Origin of the sequence: Dictyoglomus sp. (genome assembly GCA_025060475.1) — a bacterium.
Lineage (GTDB): Bacteria > Dictyoglomota > Dictyoglomia > Dictyoglomales > Dictyoglomaceae > NZ13-RE01.
In genome coordinates, this window is the sequence record JANXBZ010000005.1 from 1 (window position 1) to 14,387 (window position 14,387).

Annotated in this window: 14 protein-coding genes, 1 tRNA gene and 2 rRNA genes; 16 read left to right on the top strand and 1 reads right to left on the bottom strand. The window is 31.1% G+C overall.

Annotated features, from left to right (window positions below; all coding sequences use genetic code 11):
- Together NZ841_03485 and rrf are read left to right on the top strand one after the other, a co-directional pair.
- Positions 1-95: ribosomal RNA gene (locus NZ841_03485) — 23S ribosomal RNA — on the top strand; the annotation flags it as partial.
- A gap of 52 nt (positions 96-147) precedes the next feature.
- Positions 148-264, top strand: a 5S ribosomal RNA gene (gene rrf / locus NZ841_03490).
- On the opposite strand, the gene NZ841_03495 is transcribed toward rrf, so the two are convergent.
- Complete coding sequence (locus NZ841_03495; protein MCS7201821.1) at positions 253-2,262, bottom strand: HDIG domain-containing protein; 2,010 nt, start codon at positions 2,260-2,262, stop codon at positions 253-255. The two genes, rrf and NZ841_03495, sit on opposite strands and share 12 nt — an antisense overlap.
- Before the next feature lie 62 nt (positions 2,263-2,324).
- Between NZ841_03495 and NZ841_03500 the strand changes: the two genes are divergently transcribed.
- The 14 genes from NZ841_03500 (at position 2,325) to NZ841_03565 (ending at position 14,359) form a co-directional block, all read left to right on the top strand.
- Positions 2,325-2,400: transfer RNA gene (locus tag NZ841_03500), tRNA-Gln, on the top strand.
- A 16-nt stretch (positions 2,401-2,416) separates the two neighbouring features.
- Entirely contained in the window at positions 2,417-3,388 is a 972-nt protein-coding gene (locus NZ841_03505) for a sugar phosphate nucleotidyltransferase (protein ID MCS7201822.1), read from the top strand.
- A 2-nt stretch (positions 3,389-3,390) separates the two neighbouring features.
- Entirely contained in the window at positions 3,391-4,332 is a 942-nt protein-coding gene (locus NZ841_03510) for a ribose-phosphate pyrophosphokinase (GenBank protein MCS7201823.1), read from the top strand.
- A 14-nt stretch (positions 4,333-4,346) separates the two neighbouring features.
- The gene (locus tag NZ841_03515) at positions 4,347-4,970 is read left to right on the top strand and encodes a 50S ribosomal protein L25/general stress protein Ctc (protein ID MCS7201824.1); all 624 of its coding nucleotides are present in this window, start codon (positions 4,347-4,349) and stop codon (positions 4,968-4,970) included.
- 24 nt (positions 4,971-4,994) lie between these two features.
- Positions 4,995-5,831: a DegV family protein gene (locus NZ841_03520; GenBank protein ID MCS7201825.1), complete on the top strand. Its 837-nt coding sequence runs from the start codon at positions 4,995-4,997 to the stop codon at positions 5,829-5,831.
- 14 nt (positions 5,832-5,845) lie between these two features.
- Entirely contained in the window at positions 5,846-7,357 is a 1,512-nt protein-coding gene (locus NZ841_03525; protein MCS7201826.1) for an AAA family ATPase, read from the top strand.
- A gap of 10 nt (positions 7,358-7,367) precedes the next feature.
- Positions 7,368-7,976, top strand: coding sequence for a dTMP kinase (gene tmk, locus NZ841_03530; GenBank protein ID MCS7201827.1), 609 nt, complete (start codon positions 7,368-7,370; stop codon positions 7,974-7,976).
- Between the two features lie 4 nt (positions 7,977-7,980).
- On the top strand, positions 7,981-8,307 hold the full coding sequence (locus NZ841_03535) for a cyclic-di-AMP receptor (GenBank protein ID MCS7201828.1): 327 nt from the start codon (positions 7,981-7,983) through the stop codon (positions 8,305-8,307).
- A complete protein-coding gene (gene holB / locus NZ841_03540) occupies positions 8,308-9,279 on the top strand; it encodes a DNA polymerase III subunit delta' (protein MCS7201829.1) in 972 nt (323 codons plus the stop codon).
- 1 nt (position 9,280) lies between these two features.
- On the top strand, positions 9,281-10,156 hold the full coding sequence (locus tag NZ841_03545) for a stage 0 sporulation protein (protein ID MCS7201830.1): 876 nt from the start codon (positions 9,281-9,283) through the stop codon (positions 10,154-10,156).
- Between the two features lie 8 nt (positions 10,157-10,164).
- Positions 10,165-11,001, top strand: a complete 837-nt coding sequence (locus tag NZ841_03550; GenBank protein ID MCS7201831.1) for a hypothetical protein — start codon at positions 10,165-10,167, stop codon at positions 10,999-11,001.
- Positions 11,001-12,296: a replication-associated recombination protein A gene (locus NZ841_03555; protein ID MCS7201832.1), complete on the top strand. Its 1,296-nt coding sequence runs from the start codon at positions 11,001-11,003 to the stop codon at positions 12,294-12,296. Before NZ841_03550 ends, NZ841_03555 begins: the two co-directional genes overlap by 1 nt.
- Complete coding sequence (locus tag NZ841_03560; protein ID MCS7201833.1) at positions 12,272-13,414, top strand: divergent polysaccharide deacetylase family protein; 1,143 nt, start codon at positions 12,272-12,274, stop codon at positions 13,412-13,414. Before NZ841_03555 ends, NZ841_03560 begins: the two co-directional genes overlap by 25 nt.
- 18 nt (positions 13,415-13,432) lie before the next feature.
- Positions 13,433-14,359 carry a carbohydrate kinase gene (locus NZ841_03565; GenBank protein ID MCS7201834.1) on the top strand — a complete coding sequence of 309 codons (927 nt, stop codon included), beginning with the start codon at positions 13,433-13,435 and terminating at the stop codon, positions 14,357-14,359.
- Positions 14,360-14,387 lie beyond the last annotated feature (28 nt).

Consider the following 14,387-nt stretch of genomic DNA (forward strand, 5'->3'; position numbering starts at 1 on the left):
AAGGCACCTCCGAGAAGAGGAGGTAGATAGGCCGGAGGTGGAAGCGCAGCAATGCGTGGAGCCGACCGGTACTAATATGCCGAGGCTTTGGCGCCTGGCTGGTTATTATGTGATGTCTAATAGTAGAGATAAAAAAAGGGAGGAGGCCCTGGTGATTAGAGCGGAGGGGAAACGCCCGTTCCCATTCCGAACACGGAAGCTAAGCCCTCCAGCGCCGATGGTACTGCCCTGGTAACGGGGTGGGAGAGTAGGTCATCGCCAGGAAGCCTCCTTTTTTATTTCAACTTGAGGATATGGTATTCGAGGATGTCTCATACTTAATAGGGTTTTTATAAAACTTTGAGAAATTTTTTCTAATTCTTCTAAAGTAAGATTAGCATTTTCCAATTGCCCATCTGTGATCTTTTCGCTTATCACTTTTCTAACAATTTTTTCTATTGTTTCAGGATTTGGATTATTTAGAGATCTTGTTGCAGCTTCAACGTTGTCTGCTAACATTACTATTGCAGCCTCTTTAGATTTAGGTTTAGGACCTAAATATCTAAAATCCTCTTCAAAAACATAAGTATGAGATAACTCTTTTTGTTTATGAAAAAAATAAGTTATTAGACTTGTTCCGTGATGTTGCTCTATTATGTCTATTATTGATTTTGGAAATTTATACTCGTCTGCTATTTGAGCCCCTTCTTTTGTATGATTTTTAATTATAAGAGAACTTATATAAGGACTAAGAAAATTGTGAGGGTTTTTTTGTCCAGGCATGAGATTTTCTATGTAATATTGAGGTCTTTTTATTTTGCCAATATCGTGATATAGTGACGCAACTCTTACAAGATAAATATTAGCATTTGAGGCTTCTGCTGCTCTTTCCGCTAAATTGCCCACAATTAAGCTATGATAGTAAGTCCCAGGAGCTTCTAAAAAGAGTTTATGAAGGAGAGGATGATTAGGGTTAGAAAGTTCCAGGAGTCTTAAAGGAGTTGCAATTCTAAAGATATTTTCTATGAAAGGTAAAAAACCAAGAGCTAACACTGTAGATAAAAGCGGGTTTACTAGAGTACTTAAAAATTCTGAAGATTCAATTTTATAATCTCCTGAAAGGAAATTGAAGATAGATATAATAAGTATATTGCTTAGAAAAAGGTAAAAAGTAATTTTTATAAATTTTACTCGATCTTCAATGTCTTTTAAAAAGTAGGCAATAATAAGAAAGTTAAAAAAGGAAATTATTAAAAGTAAGAAGGAATTGTTAATTAGACCAAAAAGTATAGAAAGTTGAAAGTTCATAATAATGGAATAAGAAATATTTAGTGTAGTTAAGATTAAGAAAAAGACTGAAGCTAAGGGAGAAAGATAGGGTGAAATTATAGAGAAAAGTTTAATCAAGAGTAGGCCTAAGGAAAAGAGTACTTGTGAAAGTACAAAGATATTTAAATCTGGATTAAGAGAAAGTTTAAAATAAAAGAGCTTTTGAGATATTTGAAATAGAATAACAAGTATTAATAGACTTATGAACTTAATGATATTATTAAAAGATGTAGTAAGACCAAAAGCGTCTAATATTTTATATCTTTCTTCATTAATTATCTCTCCTCTTTTAACTATAATATCTCCCTTTGAGATTAATTTTTCTATGGGTTTTATCGATTTTAGTAATTCTTGTTTTTTTAGTTCTGTTTCTTTTTCATCAATGTACATGTTAGATTCTATAAGGATTTTAGCGATTTCCTTAGAGAAATAAGAAGGAATATTAAACTCTCTTATTAGAAAATTTGTTAATTCCTCTCTTCTTTGTTCTATATTATCCTTTGAAATTCCTTTTGAATATATATCAGACAACCAAATTTCAGTTTTTTCTATGATTTTATTTATTTTTGAAACAGGAACAGAGGATAAATATTTTTTAGATTTTTCACTAATTCCATAGAAATTTTTAAATACCTCCTCTAATTTTCTTAAAGCACTTATAGTTATATTCTGATCAATCTTATAAACTGGCTTTAATTGAGATAAAAGAAGATTTTTCATTCTATTTGTTTCATCCTTGTCAATATATACAATTGATCTCGGAGCTTCAATGTTTCTTGGGGAAATTTCTCCCAGTCTTAATGGGGGATTTATAAAAAAATCTACTCCGAGAATAATGATATTTATCGCTATGAAGATTAAAAAAGTAATTAAAAAAATTTTTTGCCTTATTTTTTCTTTAATTTTCTCTATGTTTTTTCTTGTTCTTTTTTTAATAATCTTATTTTTCCTCACAGTAGAAATATTTTATCATTTATTGACCAGTTTTTCACCATAGGCTATAATTTAATGTAAACTGGGGAGTAGCCAAGCTGGTAAGGCAGCGGACTTTGGATCCGCCATTCGCTGGTTCGAATCCAGCCTCCCCAGCCACTTTTTCTATTATTACATGAAAGATTGGGTTGCAGTTATATTATCAGCGGGACAAGGAAAAAGAATGAAGACAGAGCGGCCCAAAGTTCTTCATCTTATTTTGGATCGCCCAATTATTTATTATCTTACAGATTTAGTATCGAGGATTGTAAAAGAAAGATATTTCATAGTTGTTAGTCCTAAATTATATAAAATCTTATATAAAGAATATGAGGATCACTTAGTTATCCAAGAGAGACCATTAGGCACAGGAGATGCAGTAAGACAATTGATACCTTTTTTGAAAGAGTTTAAAGGAAATATTCTTATTTTGCCTGGAGATGTTCCTTTAATTAAAGAAGAAACTCTTAAATTATTATGTGAAATTCACGAGAAAAATAATAATGTTTGTACTTTACTCACTACATATATTGAAAATCCTAAGGGATATGGCAGAATAGTAAGAGATGTCAATGGAAATATTTTAAAAATTGTTGAGGAAAAGGATGCTACTGAAGAAGAAAAAAAGATCAAAGAAGTTAATGCTTCCATATATGCATTTTCATGGGAGAGTTTAAAAGAGGTTCTACCTTATTTATCTAATAATAATACCCAAAAGGAATTTTATCTTACAGATACTATATCTTTATTATTGGAAAAAGGAAAAAAGATTGAAACTTTGAGGACTGAGCCTTATGAGGTTATGGGAATAAATAACCAGTTAGAATTGGCAGATATTCAAAGAGTTCTTCAGGAAGCGATAAATAGGAAGTGGATGGAGGAGGGAGTTTCATTTATATCTCCCAATTTAACTTTTATAGGAAAATATGCCATATTGAATAAAGACGTAATTATTTATCCTTGTACTTTTATTTTTGGACAAAGTTATTTAGAAAAAGGAGCAAAAATTTCTTCTAACGTCATGATAGAAGATTATTATATCGGAGAAGATGTAGAGATTGGGTCATTTTCTTTTATTTCATCAAAATTAAGAATTAAAGGAGATTAGCTATGACTCAAAAATGCTTGGCATTATATAGTGGGACATCTAATCCTGCATTGGCACGGGAGGTTGCAGATTACTTAGGGGTAGAATTGGGGGATATAGAGATAAGGCGATTTTCTGATGGGGAGATCTATGCAAGAATTGTTAAAAGTGTTCGAGGGGCAGAAGTTTATGTTATTCAATCTTTAGGAAGTTCTGTAAATGAGTATTTTATGGAATTATTGATTATTATTGATGCTCTTAAAAGGGCCTCTGCAGAGGCGGTTACTGCAGTTATTCCATATTTTGCTTATGCTCGTCAGGATAGAAAAACTAAGTCAAGAGAACCTATTACAGCAAAACTTGTGGCTAATTTATTAACTGTAGCTGGAGCTGATAGAGTTGTAACTATGGATCTTCATGCAGGCCAGATTCAGGGATTTTTTGATATACCTGTGGATAATTTATCTGCATTACCTCTATTTACAAGATATTTCCAAGATATGGATCTTAAAAACCCTGTAGTGGTTTCTCCAGATATAGGTGGGGTTGCTCGAGCAAAAGCTTTAGCTAATAGATTACATACTCCTTTAGCTATAATATATAAAAGAAGACCCTCCCCTGAAGTAGCAGAGGTAGAAGAAATAATTGGAGATGTAAAAGATAGAGATGTGATTATTTGTGATGATATTGTAACTACAGGAAATACTTTATTTTCTGCAGCAAAACTTTTAAGAGAAAAAGGAGCGCGAGATATATACTCTGCAGTTACTCATGGAATTCTTACAAACAATGCTTCAGAAGAACTTCAGAAGTCTGAAATCAAAGAATTAGTTGTAACAAATACTCTCCCTATTGATAAAATTAAGATTGTACCTAAGCTTAAAATTCTTTCTATAGGTAGTCTATTGGGAGAAGCTATTAGAAGAATCTCAAACAAAGATTCTTTAAGTTCATTATTTGATTAAAAGGAGGTTAAAAAATGGATATACTTGAGATAAAAGCATATAAGAGAAAAAAATTAGGAAAGGAATGGGCAAAGAAGTATAGAAAAGAGGGAAAAATTCCTGCTATAATGTATGGAAGTCACTTGGAAGAGAATATTCCTTTAATTTTAGATAAAAAGGAATGTCAAAAGATATTTAAAAAAGGAAAATATGAAACTGAATCTCATATTCTAAAAATTAATATTATAGACGACGGAGAAGTAAGAACGGAGAATGCCCTTTTACAAAGTTTTCAGATTGATCCTCTAACAGATTCTATAATCCATATTGATTTTCATGCTGTAAGGCTAGATGAAGTTGTAGATACTCATGTACCAATAATATTAGTAGGAGAGGCTATAGGAGTTAAAAGAGGTGGAGTTCTCCAGCATGGTATTAGCGAAATTTATATTAGGGCTTTACCTTTAGATATTCCGAGTCATATAGAAATTGATATTTCAAATCTAGATATTGGAGATTCAATATTAGTGAAAAACATTAAGCTTTCTGAAAAAATTAAAATTTTGACGCCCTTAGATGAAGTTATTGTGTCAATTCTTGCTCCTCAAAGGGGTGAGATAGAGTCAGAAGTTCAAGGTGAGGGTGGTGTTTCTTCCTAAAATATTTTTATAAGGAGGAAAAAAATGATTAGAATTGTTACCGATAGTACTGCTGCTTTACCTGAGGAGTTTATTAAAAAATATAATGTACTGGTTGTTCCTTTAAAAGTAGCTTTTGAAAATGAAGTTTATAGAGATGGTTTGGACATAACTCCTCTTCAGTTTTTTGAAAAAATTAAAAGAACTAACATTTTTCCAAAAACTTCGCAACCTTCGGTAGAAGAATTTTATAATGTATATAAAAATTTGGAAGATGCTGATGCTATAATTTCAATTCATATATCTTCAAAGTTAAGTGGAACTATTGGCTCTGCAAATACTGCGAGAGCTATGCTTCCTTTTGCTGAAAAAATTCATGTTATAGATTCTTTAGTAACAGAGTTTGCATTAGGATATATGGTAATTGAAATTGGAAGAGCAATTGAAGAAGGAAAGAATTTAAATGAGATTTTTGATATAATAGATAAAATGAAAAAAAATAATGAAACATTATTTACTGTGGATACATTAGAGTATCTTTATAGAGGTGGAAGAATTGGGGCAGCTCAGGCGTGGATGGGGAGTATTCTACAGATAAAGCCAATTTTAGAATTGAGAAATGGAGCAATAGAGCCTGTAGAGAGGGTAAGAACAAAACAGAAAGTTAAAGATAGGATTTTGGAAATTATGAAGGAGAGGATCGGAGATACTCCTGTAAAGGTAGCTGTTGCTTATTCTGATAATGCTGAAGAACTGAAAAGTATAGAAAAAGAAATTTATGAAAGATTTAATGTTAAAGAATATTATTTTGTCTCTTTCAGTTGTACGATTTTATCCCATATTGGACCAGGTTCATGGGGGATTATTTGTTATAAGATATAGGAAAGGGCTAAGATATGAGACAAGAAATTTTAGACGATCTTGATAAATTATTAGAGATTTTTCCTGAGGATATTAGAAAAAGGTTAAAAGAGGACGAGGACATAAAAGATCTTATTGAAGTAGTTATAGATCTAGGTAGAGAGATAGAGGCTCGTTTTTACAAAAAAAATATCATCTTTCATGGAAGATATGCGACAGAAGAAGATATTAACTATGTTCTTTCTAGAGTAGGAGAATTTAGTGGAGACAAAAGAGCTGGAATTGAAAGAACTCTTCATAGAATTTCTGCAATTGAGAATAGACATGGAAGAATTATCGGTTTGACATGTAGAGTAGGGAGAGCAGTTTTAGGTACTGTAGATATTATAAGAGATGTTATTGAAACAGGGAAAAATATACTTCTTTTAGGAAAGCCAGGAGTTGGAAAAACTACTCTTTTAAGAGAAACAGCAAGGGTATTAGCAGATGAATTGAACAAAAGAGTAATAATCATTGATACATCTAATGAAATAGGAGGAGATGGTGATATTCCTCATCCAGCTATTGGAAGGGCAAGAAGAATGCAGGTTCCAAATCCTGCAAAACAACATGATGTTATGATTGAGGCAGTGGAAAATCATATGCCAGAAGTAATAGTAATTGATGAAATTGGTACAGAGTTAGAAGCAAAAGCAGCAAGAACAATAGCGGAAAGAGGTGTGCAATTAATAGGAACAGCTCATGGGATAACTCTTCAAAATCTTCTTTTGAATCCTACACTTTCTGATTTAGTTGGTGGTATTCAAGTTGTAACCTTAAGTGATGAAGAAGCAAAACGAAGAGGTACTCAAAAAACAGTCTTAGAAAGAAAGGCCCCTCCAACTTTTGATATTGTTATTGAAATCCAGGAAAGAGATAGATTAGCTATTCACCACGATGTGTCAAAGACTATAGATGCTATGCTAAGGGGATATATTATTCCTCCTGAGATTAGAATTAGGACTCCTGAGGGAAAGGTAGAAAAAATATTTGTTCCTCCAGCAAAGATTCAAGAAGAAAAAGAGTCTCCTTCTATGCAAAAGAAGTCTGAGATTTTAAAAATTTTTCCTTATGGAATTAGTAAAAATAAACTAGAAAAAGCAATTAGAAATTTAGGGGTTCCTGCGTACGTTGTTAGAAATTTCTCTGAGGCAAATTGTTTATTGCTTTTGAAAGCTCATCAAAAGAGAGCTAGGGATTTGATAAATGAGGCTGAGAGAAGAAATATGATTTTTTCTATTTTAAGAAGTAACACTGTAACCCAAATGGAAAGATTTTTATCTGATTATTTTAAAATAGGAAATCTTAAGAGTGTAGAAGAAGAGAAGGCTTTAAGAGAGGCTCAAGAGGGGATAGAGTATGTATTGACTCACGAAGAGCCTTATGAGTTATCTCCTCAACCTGCTTATATAAGAAGATTACAGCATCAGTTAATACAGGAATATGGTTTACGTTCTGAGAGTGTAGGGGTTGAGCCAAATAGAAAAGTAAAGATATTTCCTTACTAGGTATGAGTAAATGGAAAGTATTTTTATTACTTTTGAGGGATTGGATGGATGTGGAAAAACCACTCAGGCAAGACTTCTTAAGGAGTTTTTAGAAAGAAAAAATTATAAAATTTATCTTACTAGAGAACCAGGAGGAACAATTTTAGGTGAAAATATAAGAAATATTCTTCTAAACTCTGATATTTCTATTCATCCATGGACCGAGGCGTTATTATATCTTTCTTCAAGAGCTGAAAATTCTTTAGTGATTAAAGAAAAACTTAAAGAAAAATATATAGTAATATGCGAGAGATATATAGATTCAACTTTAGCATACCAAGGATATGGAAGGGGACTTCCTATTAATAAATTAAAAAAGTTAAATGAATTAGTTACCTTTGGGTTGAATCCTGATGTTACTATACTTTTAGACATATCTCCTGAGAAGATATTTCAAAGGAAGGAAAGTCTTGATAGGATTGAAAAAGAGAATTTGAATTTTTATCATAAAGTTAGAGAAGGATATTTAAAGATTGCAAAGGAAAATAAGAGCAGAATTTTTGTAATATCAGGAGAACTTTTAATAGAAGAAATTCACCATATTATTTTAAAAATTATCTTAAAAAAATTGGAGAGGTAAATCTATGAAATTAATTTTAGCAGTTATTCAAGAGGAAGATTGGAAAAAAATAAGAGAGATTTTCATAGAAAAGAACCTTCCGTTTACTTTCTTTAAAAGTAAAGGTGGATTTTTACAGGAAGCGAGTATTACAATACTTACGGTAGTAGAAGAAGAAAAATTAGAAGAAGTATTGACTATCTTAAAGGAAAATTGTAAAGAAAGAGAAAAAGTTATTATTCCTCCTTTACCTTCTGTGGAATTATTGAGAAGTGTTCCTATGCCTGTGAAAATAAAAGTTGGAGGAGCAGTAGTTATTGTTTTAGAAGTATCTCACTTCGAGAAGATTTAGATGGCTTTTCGAGAGATTATAGGACAAAAGCAAGCTATTGAAATTTTAAGGAAAAGCATAAAAGAAGAAAAAATATCCCATACTTACCTTTTTGTCGGTCCCGAAGGTGTGGGAAAGAAGTTAACTGCAATATCTTTTGCTCAAGCTTTAAATTGTCCAGTATTACCAAAGGAAGGATGTGGGGAATGTCCTAAGTGTAATGATATAAAAAATATAAATTTTCCTGATCTTCTTTATTATGAGCCTGAAGGTATGTGGTTTAAAATTCAGCAAGTAAGAGAAATAAAGAAAGAAATACATTGGAAGCCTTTTCAAAGTAAATGGAAGATTATTATATTAGATTCTGCTCATCAACTAAGAAATGAGTCTGCAAATGCTCTATTGAAGTCTCTAGAAGAGCCTCCTCCTTATACTATTTTTATTTTAATTGCTTGGCGTCCTGAGATGCTACTTCCTACAATAATATCTCGAAGCCAGATTGTAGCCTTTACTTATCTAAATGATGAAGAATTAAGATTAATTTTTAAAAATATCCCTGAAGATAAAAAGGAAATATTAATTTCTCTTGCTCAGGGAAGTCCTGGAAAAGGATATTTTTGGTTGGATGAAGAAAATTGGCAAAGAAGAGAAGAATTTTTAAAAGAATTATCTCTTCTAAAAAAAGATAATTTAAATCAGATTTTTGAGCTAGTTGAATTTTTAGTTGAAGATAGAAAAGTAGAATATATTTTGGCTTTATTAGAAATATTATTGTTTTGGTGGAGAGATCTTTTCTTTTGGAAATTATATGAAAAAGAAGAATATATAACTCAGAAAGATTTTGTAAGAGAAATTGCAAGAAAATCTCAAGAATTTTCTTTGGAAAGAATAAGAAGAAATTTCAGGGCAACTCAAGATACAATGAGAGCTATTAGAAATAATGCTCATCTGGTTTTAAGTTTAGAAACTCTATTTTTGAGGCAGGTGTATTAACATGAAAGAATCGTTGTATATAGCTGGAGTTAGGCTAAGAACTTTTAAAATATATTATTTTTCTACTGAAAAAACAAATTTGAAAAGAGGAGACTGGGTGATAGTAAAAACTGTTCAAGGAGTAGAGGCAGGAATAGTTGTTATTCCTCCTTTTCTTGCCCCTCCTGATTTTAAACCTGCAACTCCATTAAAACCAATTCTTAGAAAGGCAAATAAAGAAGATTTAGAAAAAATTAGAAAATATAGAGAGGAAGAAAAAGAAGGAGTTAAATTTGTACAAGAAAAAGCAAATAAACTAAATCTTCCAATGAAGATTCTAGCATGTGAAATCGCTTTTGATTATAGTAAAATCACATTTCATTTTGCTTCTGAAGAGAGGGTGGATTTTAGAGAACTTGTTAAAGAATTGGCTAATCATTACAAAACTCGGATTGAACTTCATCAAGTTGGAGTTAGAGATGAAGTGAAATATTTAGGAGCACTAGGTATCTGTGGAAGAGAAGTTTGTTGTCATACCTTCCTTCCTGAGTTTTGCTCTATTTCAGTTAAAATGGCAAAGGAACAGTCTTTAGCTCTTAATCCCTTAAAAATATCTGGAATTTGTGGTAGATTGATGTGTTGTTTAGCCTATGAATATGAGATTTATCAGGAAATTAAAAAGGAATTTCCACCTAAGGGCAGTATAGTAGAAACTTTACAAGGTCAGGGAGTCATTGTAGATTATCATGTACCTTTGAAGAAAGTTATCGTTGAGTTTGAAGAGGGAAGAAGAGAATTTTTTTCACTAGATGAGCTAAAGAGGATCCATGTTAAAGAAGAGGATAGAAAGCAAGATAAAATAATGGAAAAAATATTGAAAATGTTAGAAGAAAATTAAGAAATTTTATGAAAAATGAAAATAAAGAGAATTATTTTGAAAATTTTTTAGAAAAGTTAGAAGAAATTCGACTTAAAAGAACTCTGAGGTTAAGAGGTTATACTATTACCGAAAGCTGTTCTCTAAATAGGGTAATACTACCGAAGAAGCAAGATATAAAAATATGGGAGACATATTATCAACTTCTTTCTCACTATCGTTTTAGAAGACTTATTAGTGATTTGATTCAAGTTAAAACCTCAGGCTTTATTGATTTAAGCTTATTATTAACGAAATGGACATGGGAAGAAATTTCTAATTATTTTAAATTTCTTGAAGAAGCAGGTATTCTTGAAAGAATAGGGGATAAATTTTATTTTTTGTATGATTTAATCGATAATTTTGGAGAAACTTTAGAGTGGTTTGTAGCACAAATTCTCAAAAGAGAGTTTTCTATTCCTGCCTTTTGGGGAGTTAAGCTTTTAGGTATTTCTGGAGGAGGAGATTTTGATGTACTAGGATTAGTAGAAAATTATCTTTTGTATATTGAATGTAAAACTAGTCCTCCTAATAATATTAGATTGAGAGATCTTTGGGAATTTTTAAGAAGAAGAGAAGTTTTAGGCTCTCAACTTACTATATTTCTTATAGATACTACTCTAAAAGTAGAGAGAAATATTGTCGATAATGTTAAACTACTCTTAGATAGAAGATTTTCTCCATATAAGAAAAATGAGGTAATAAAAGAAAAAGAGGGAGTATATTTTTTCTCTCCTAACCTTTTTATACTTCAGAGTAAAGGAGATTTTATAGTCAATTTTCAACATGTTTTTAGAAAATTTCTTGAGAAAGTTTTTAACTACTAATGGAACAAGAAAAATTTTTTAAAGAAGATAGAAAATACCAACCCCTTGCTTATAGAATGAGACCTCGAAATTTCGAGGAATTGGTAGGATTATCGGAGATAATTGGTGAAAATTCTTTTTTAAGGAGAACTGTAGAAAAGGGTTATCTTCCCTCGCTTATAATATATGGTCCTCCTGGATCTGGAAAAACTACTCTCTCTATTCTTCTAGCTCAAGCTATAGAGGCTGATTTTATAGAATTAAATGCAGCAATTATAGGGGTTTCTGAAATAAGAGAAGCCCTTCAAAGAGCAAAAAGAAATATGGAGATTTTCAAAAAGAGTACAGTTATCTTTTTAGATGAAATCCACCATTTTAATAAGCTTCAACAGGATGTTCTCTTACCTTGGATAGAAAAGGGTTTAGTCATTCTTATTGGAGCAACGACAGAAAACCCATTTTTTACTTTGAATAATACCCTTTTATCTAGATGTAGATTACTAGAACTGAAGCCTCTTTCTAATGATGATATTAGAATAATTATAAGAAGAGCTCTTCAAGATAAAGAAAGAGGTCTAGGTAATCAAAATATTATTTTAGAAGATTTAGCAGAAGAAGAAATAATAAGATTTTCAAATGGAGACGCAAGAGTTGCATTAAATACCCTAGAACTTGCATCGTTTCTTGCTATTCCTGATTCTGAGGGCAGAAATGTAATCAATCTTTCAGTAATTGAGGATGTGATTCAAAAAAGAATTTTTAGATATGATCAAAGAGGAGATGAGCATTATCATGTTATCTCTGCTTTTATTAAAAGTATAAGAGGTTCAGATCCAGATGCAGCGGTGTATTGGCTTTCAAGAATGCTTCTTTCAGGAGAAGATCCAAGATTTATAGCAAGACGTCTTCTTATTCATGCTGCTGAGGATATTGGAATGGCAGATCCTTTTGCTTTAGTGATAGCCCAAGCTGCAGCTTTTGCAGTAGAGTTTGTAGGAATGCCTGAAGCACAAATTCCTTTAACTACTGCCACAATATATTTAGCTTGTGCCTCTAAAAGTAACAGTTCTGTGGTTGCTATAAATAAAGCTAATGAATATCTTAGAAAACATGGTCCTTCTCCTGTTCCTTTACATCTGAGAAGTTCATCCTTTAAAGAATATAAATATCCTCATGATTATCCTGGTCATTTTGTGGAACAAAATTATCTTCCTGAGAATGTGAGGGAAAGATTCTATTATCCTTCGGAAGAAGGAAAAGAGAAAATAATAAGAGAAAGATTGAAGAAGTTATGGGGAAAAAGATTCGAAGAATAATTTTTTTATTAGCATTTTTACCTCTATTATTTTGTTGTAGAAAAAATGAAATTTTAAAAAAAATGGATGAATCTATAATAGAAAACAAAAAAGAAACTACTATTAATCTTGAAATAAATGTTTCTTACGAGATTTTTTCCGAATTTCAGAGGAAATATTCTCAGGATATAAGAAAAATAAATGTAAAAGTAAGAGAGGAGGTTTTTTCGAATTATAACTTAATTTGGAACCAATATGAAGTATATTGGCATAAGTCTTGGGAAGAATTAAAAAATAGCCTGAGGTATGAATTTTCGAGAAGAAATTTAAAATATAAACTAAAAAAGTTAAGGAATTATGATGAAATTATAGTCTTTTATTCTTATTCTTTACCTACTTTTAAAAAAGTTGATTTAAGGCTTTTTAATTTTTATTTTCCAATTACGTTAAAAAAAGAGATAAAAAAACCTCTTCTTGCTATTGTTGTGGATGATATTACTGAGAAAAATTACTGGACTGATAGACTTTTCTCTCTTTCATATACATTAAATTTGGCAATAATACCCACCTCGAAGATAGGAGAATTGCTGAAAGAAACAAAGAGAAAAAATTGGTATGCAATTATACATATGCCTATGGAGTCTATAAGTTATCCTAAAGATGCAAAATATCTTGTATCTTATTCTATATTGCAAGGAATGAATAAAGAAGAAATAGAAAAAATAGTTAATAAAAGCATGGAATATTTCGAAGATTACCCTATTGAGGGAATAAACAATCACATGGGATCTAAGGTTACTTCTGATCCTGAAACTATGAGAAATTTATTTGAAGTATTAAAGGAAAAGAAATTATTTTTTCTAGATAGTAAAACTTCGCATAAAAGTGTTGGGAAAAGAATAGCAAAAGAGGTTGATATTCCCTTTTTGGAAAATGATTTGTTTTTAGATCATGAGAATGATAAAGAGATGATCAGAAAAAGGTTTCAACAAAGTATTGATATTGCGAAAAAGAAAGGTAAAGCTATTGTTATTTGTCATATCAGGCCAAAGACTATTGAAGTTATGGAAGAATTAGAAAAAGAAAATTTTTTTAGAGATGTGGAATTGGTAAAACTTAAAGACTTATTAAATGAATAATAATAGGAGGACGCAAATATGATTTTAGTTTCTGGAGAAGCATTGATTGATTTTACTCCTACAAAAATAGATGATAAAAATGCTTTTATTATTTCTCCTGGCGGTTCTCCATATAATGTTGCTATAACTCTTGGAAGATTAAAAGCAGATGTTTCTTTTTTTGGAAAAATATCTGAAGATATATTTGGGGAAATTTTAGTTTCTTTTTTAAAAGAAAATAATGTCGACTTGAGATATTTAGTAAGAGGAAAAGAGCCTACAACTCTTGCTTTTATTGTTATAGGACCTAATAATGAACCCAATTTTGTTTTTTATGGGGATAATACTGCAGATAGTTCTTTGAAATTGGAGGATTTACCTTCTTTTTCTCCCTCAGAAATAGATTTAATTCACTTTGGATCTATATCTTTAATAAGAGGTTCTACTGCTTTTACTCTAGAAAAATTAATGGAAAGGGAAAAAGAAAGAATTTTAATCTCTTTAGATCCTAACGTTCGTCCCATGCTTATTAGTAATAAGCAGGAGTATATTAAAAAACTTGAAAAATGGATTTCTTGTTCTGATTTAGTTAAAGTAAGTAAAGGAGACTTAAATTGGTTATACCCTGAGAATTCTATAGAAGATATTGCAAAAAATTGGCTTAATTTGGGACCAACTCTTGTGATAGTTACAAAAGGAGATAAAGGAGCAATAGCTTTTAGCAAAGAAGAAAGTGTGGAGGTTCCTGCTTTAGAAATTAACGTAGTAGATACTGTTGGAGCAGGAGATTCTTTTATGGGAGGATTTCTATATTGGCTTTGGAAAAACAAAAAACTTCAAAAAAATAGATTTAAGGATCTTTCTCTATCAGAGATCAAAGAAGGCTTAAAATTTGCTACTAAAGTTGCTGGGATTACTTGTACTCGGATAGGTGCAAATCCTCCATTTTTAGAAGAATTAAATTGAAAAAAAGCTAATTATTGAGTAAACTTAT

Bases quoted from the DNA above. Each gene is read 5' to 3' on its own strand.
- NZ841_03555 (MCS7201832.1), top strand. From the start codon at position 11,001: ATGGAACAAGAAAAATTTTTTAAAGAAGATAGAAAATACCAACCCCTT.
- NZ841_03505 (MCS7201822.1), top strand. From the start codon at position 2,417: ATGAAAGATTGGGTTGCAGTTATATTATCAGCGGGACAAGGAAAAAGA.
- NZ841_03560 (MCS7201833.1), top strand. From the start codon at position 12,272: ATGGGGAAAAAGATTCGAAGAATAATTTTTTTATTAGCATTTTTACCT.
- NZ841_03520 (MCS7201825.1), top strand. From the start codon at position 4,995: ATGATTAGAATTGTTACCGATAGTACTGCTGCTTTACCTGAGGAGTTT.
- NZ841_03535 (MCS7201828.1), top strand. From the start codon at position 7,981: ATGAAATTAATTTTAGCAGTTATTCAAGAGGAAGATTGGAAAAAAATA.
- NZ841_03550 (MCS7201831.1), top strand. From the start codon at position 10,165: ATGAAAAATGAAAATAAAGAGAATTATTTTGAAAATTTTTTAGAAAAG.
- NZ841_03510 (MCS7201823.1), top strand. From the start codon at position 3,391: ATGACTCAAAAATGCTTGGCATTATATAGTGGGACATCTAATCCTGCA.
- NZ841_03525 (MCS7201826.1), top strand. From the start codon at position 5,846: ATGAGACAAGAAATTTTAGACGATCTTGATAAATTATTAGAGATTTTT.
- tmk (MCS7201827.1), top strand. From the start codon at position 7,368: ATGGAAAGTATTTTTATTACTTTTGAGGGATTGGATGGATGTGGAAAA.
- holB (MCS7201829.1), top strand. From the start codon at position 8,308: ATGGCTTTTCGAGAGATTATAGGACAAAAGCAAGCTATTGAAATTTTA.
- NZ841_03565 (MCS7201834.1), top strand. From the start codon at position 13,433: ATGATTTTAGTTTCTGGAGAAGCATTGATTGATTTTACTCCTACAAAA.
- NZ841_03545 (MCS7201830.1), top strand. From the start codon at position 9,281: ATGAAAGAATCGTTGTATATAGCTGGAGTTAGGCTAAGAACTTTTAAA.
- NZ841_03515 (MCS7201824.1), top strand. From the start codon at position 4,347: ATGGATATACTTGAGATAAAAGCATATAAGAGAAAAAAATTAGGAAAG.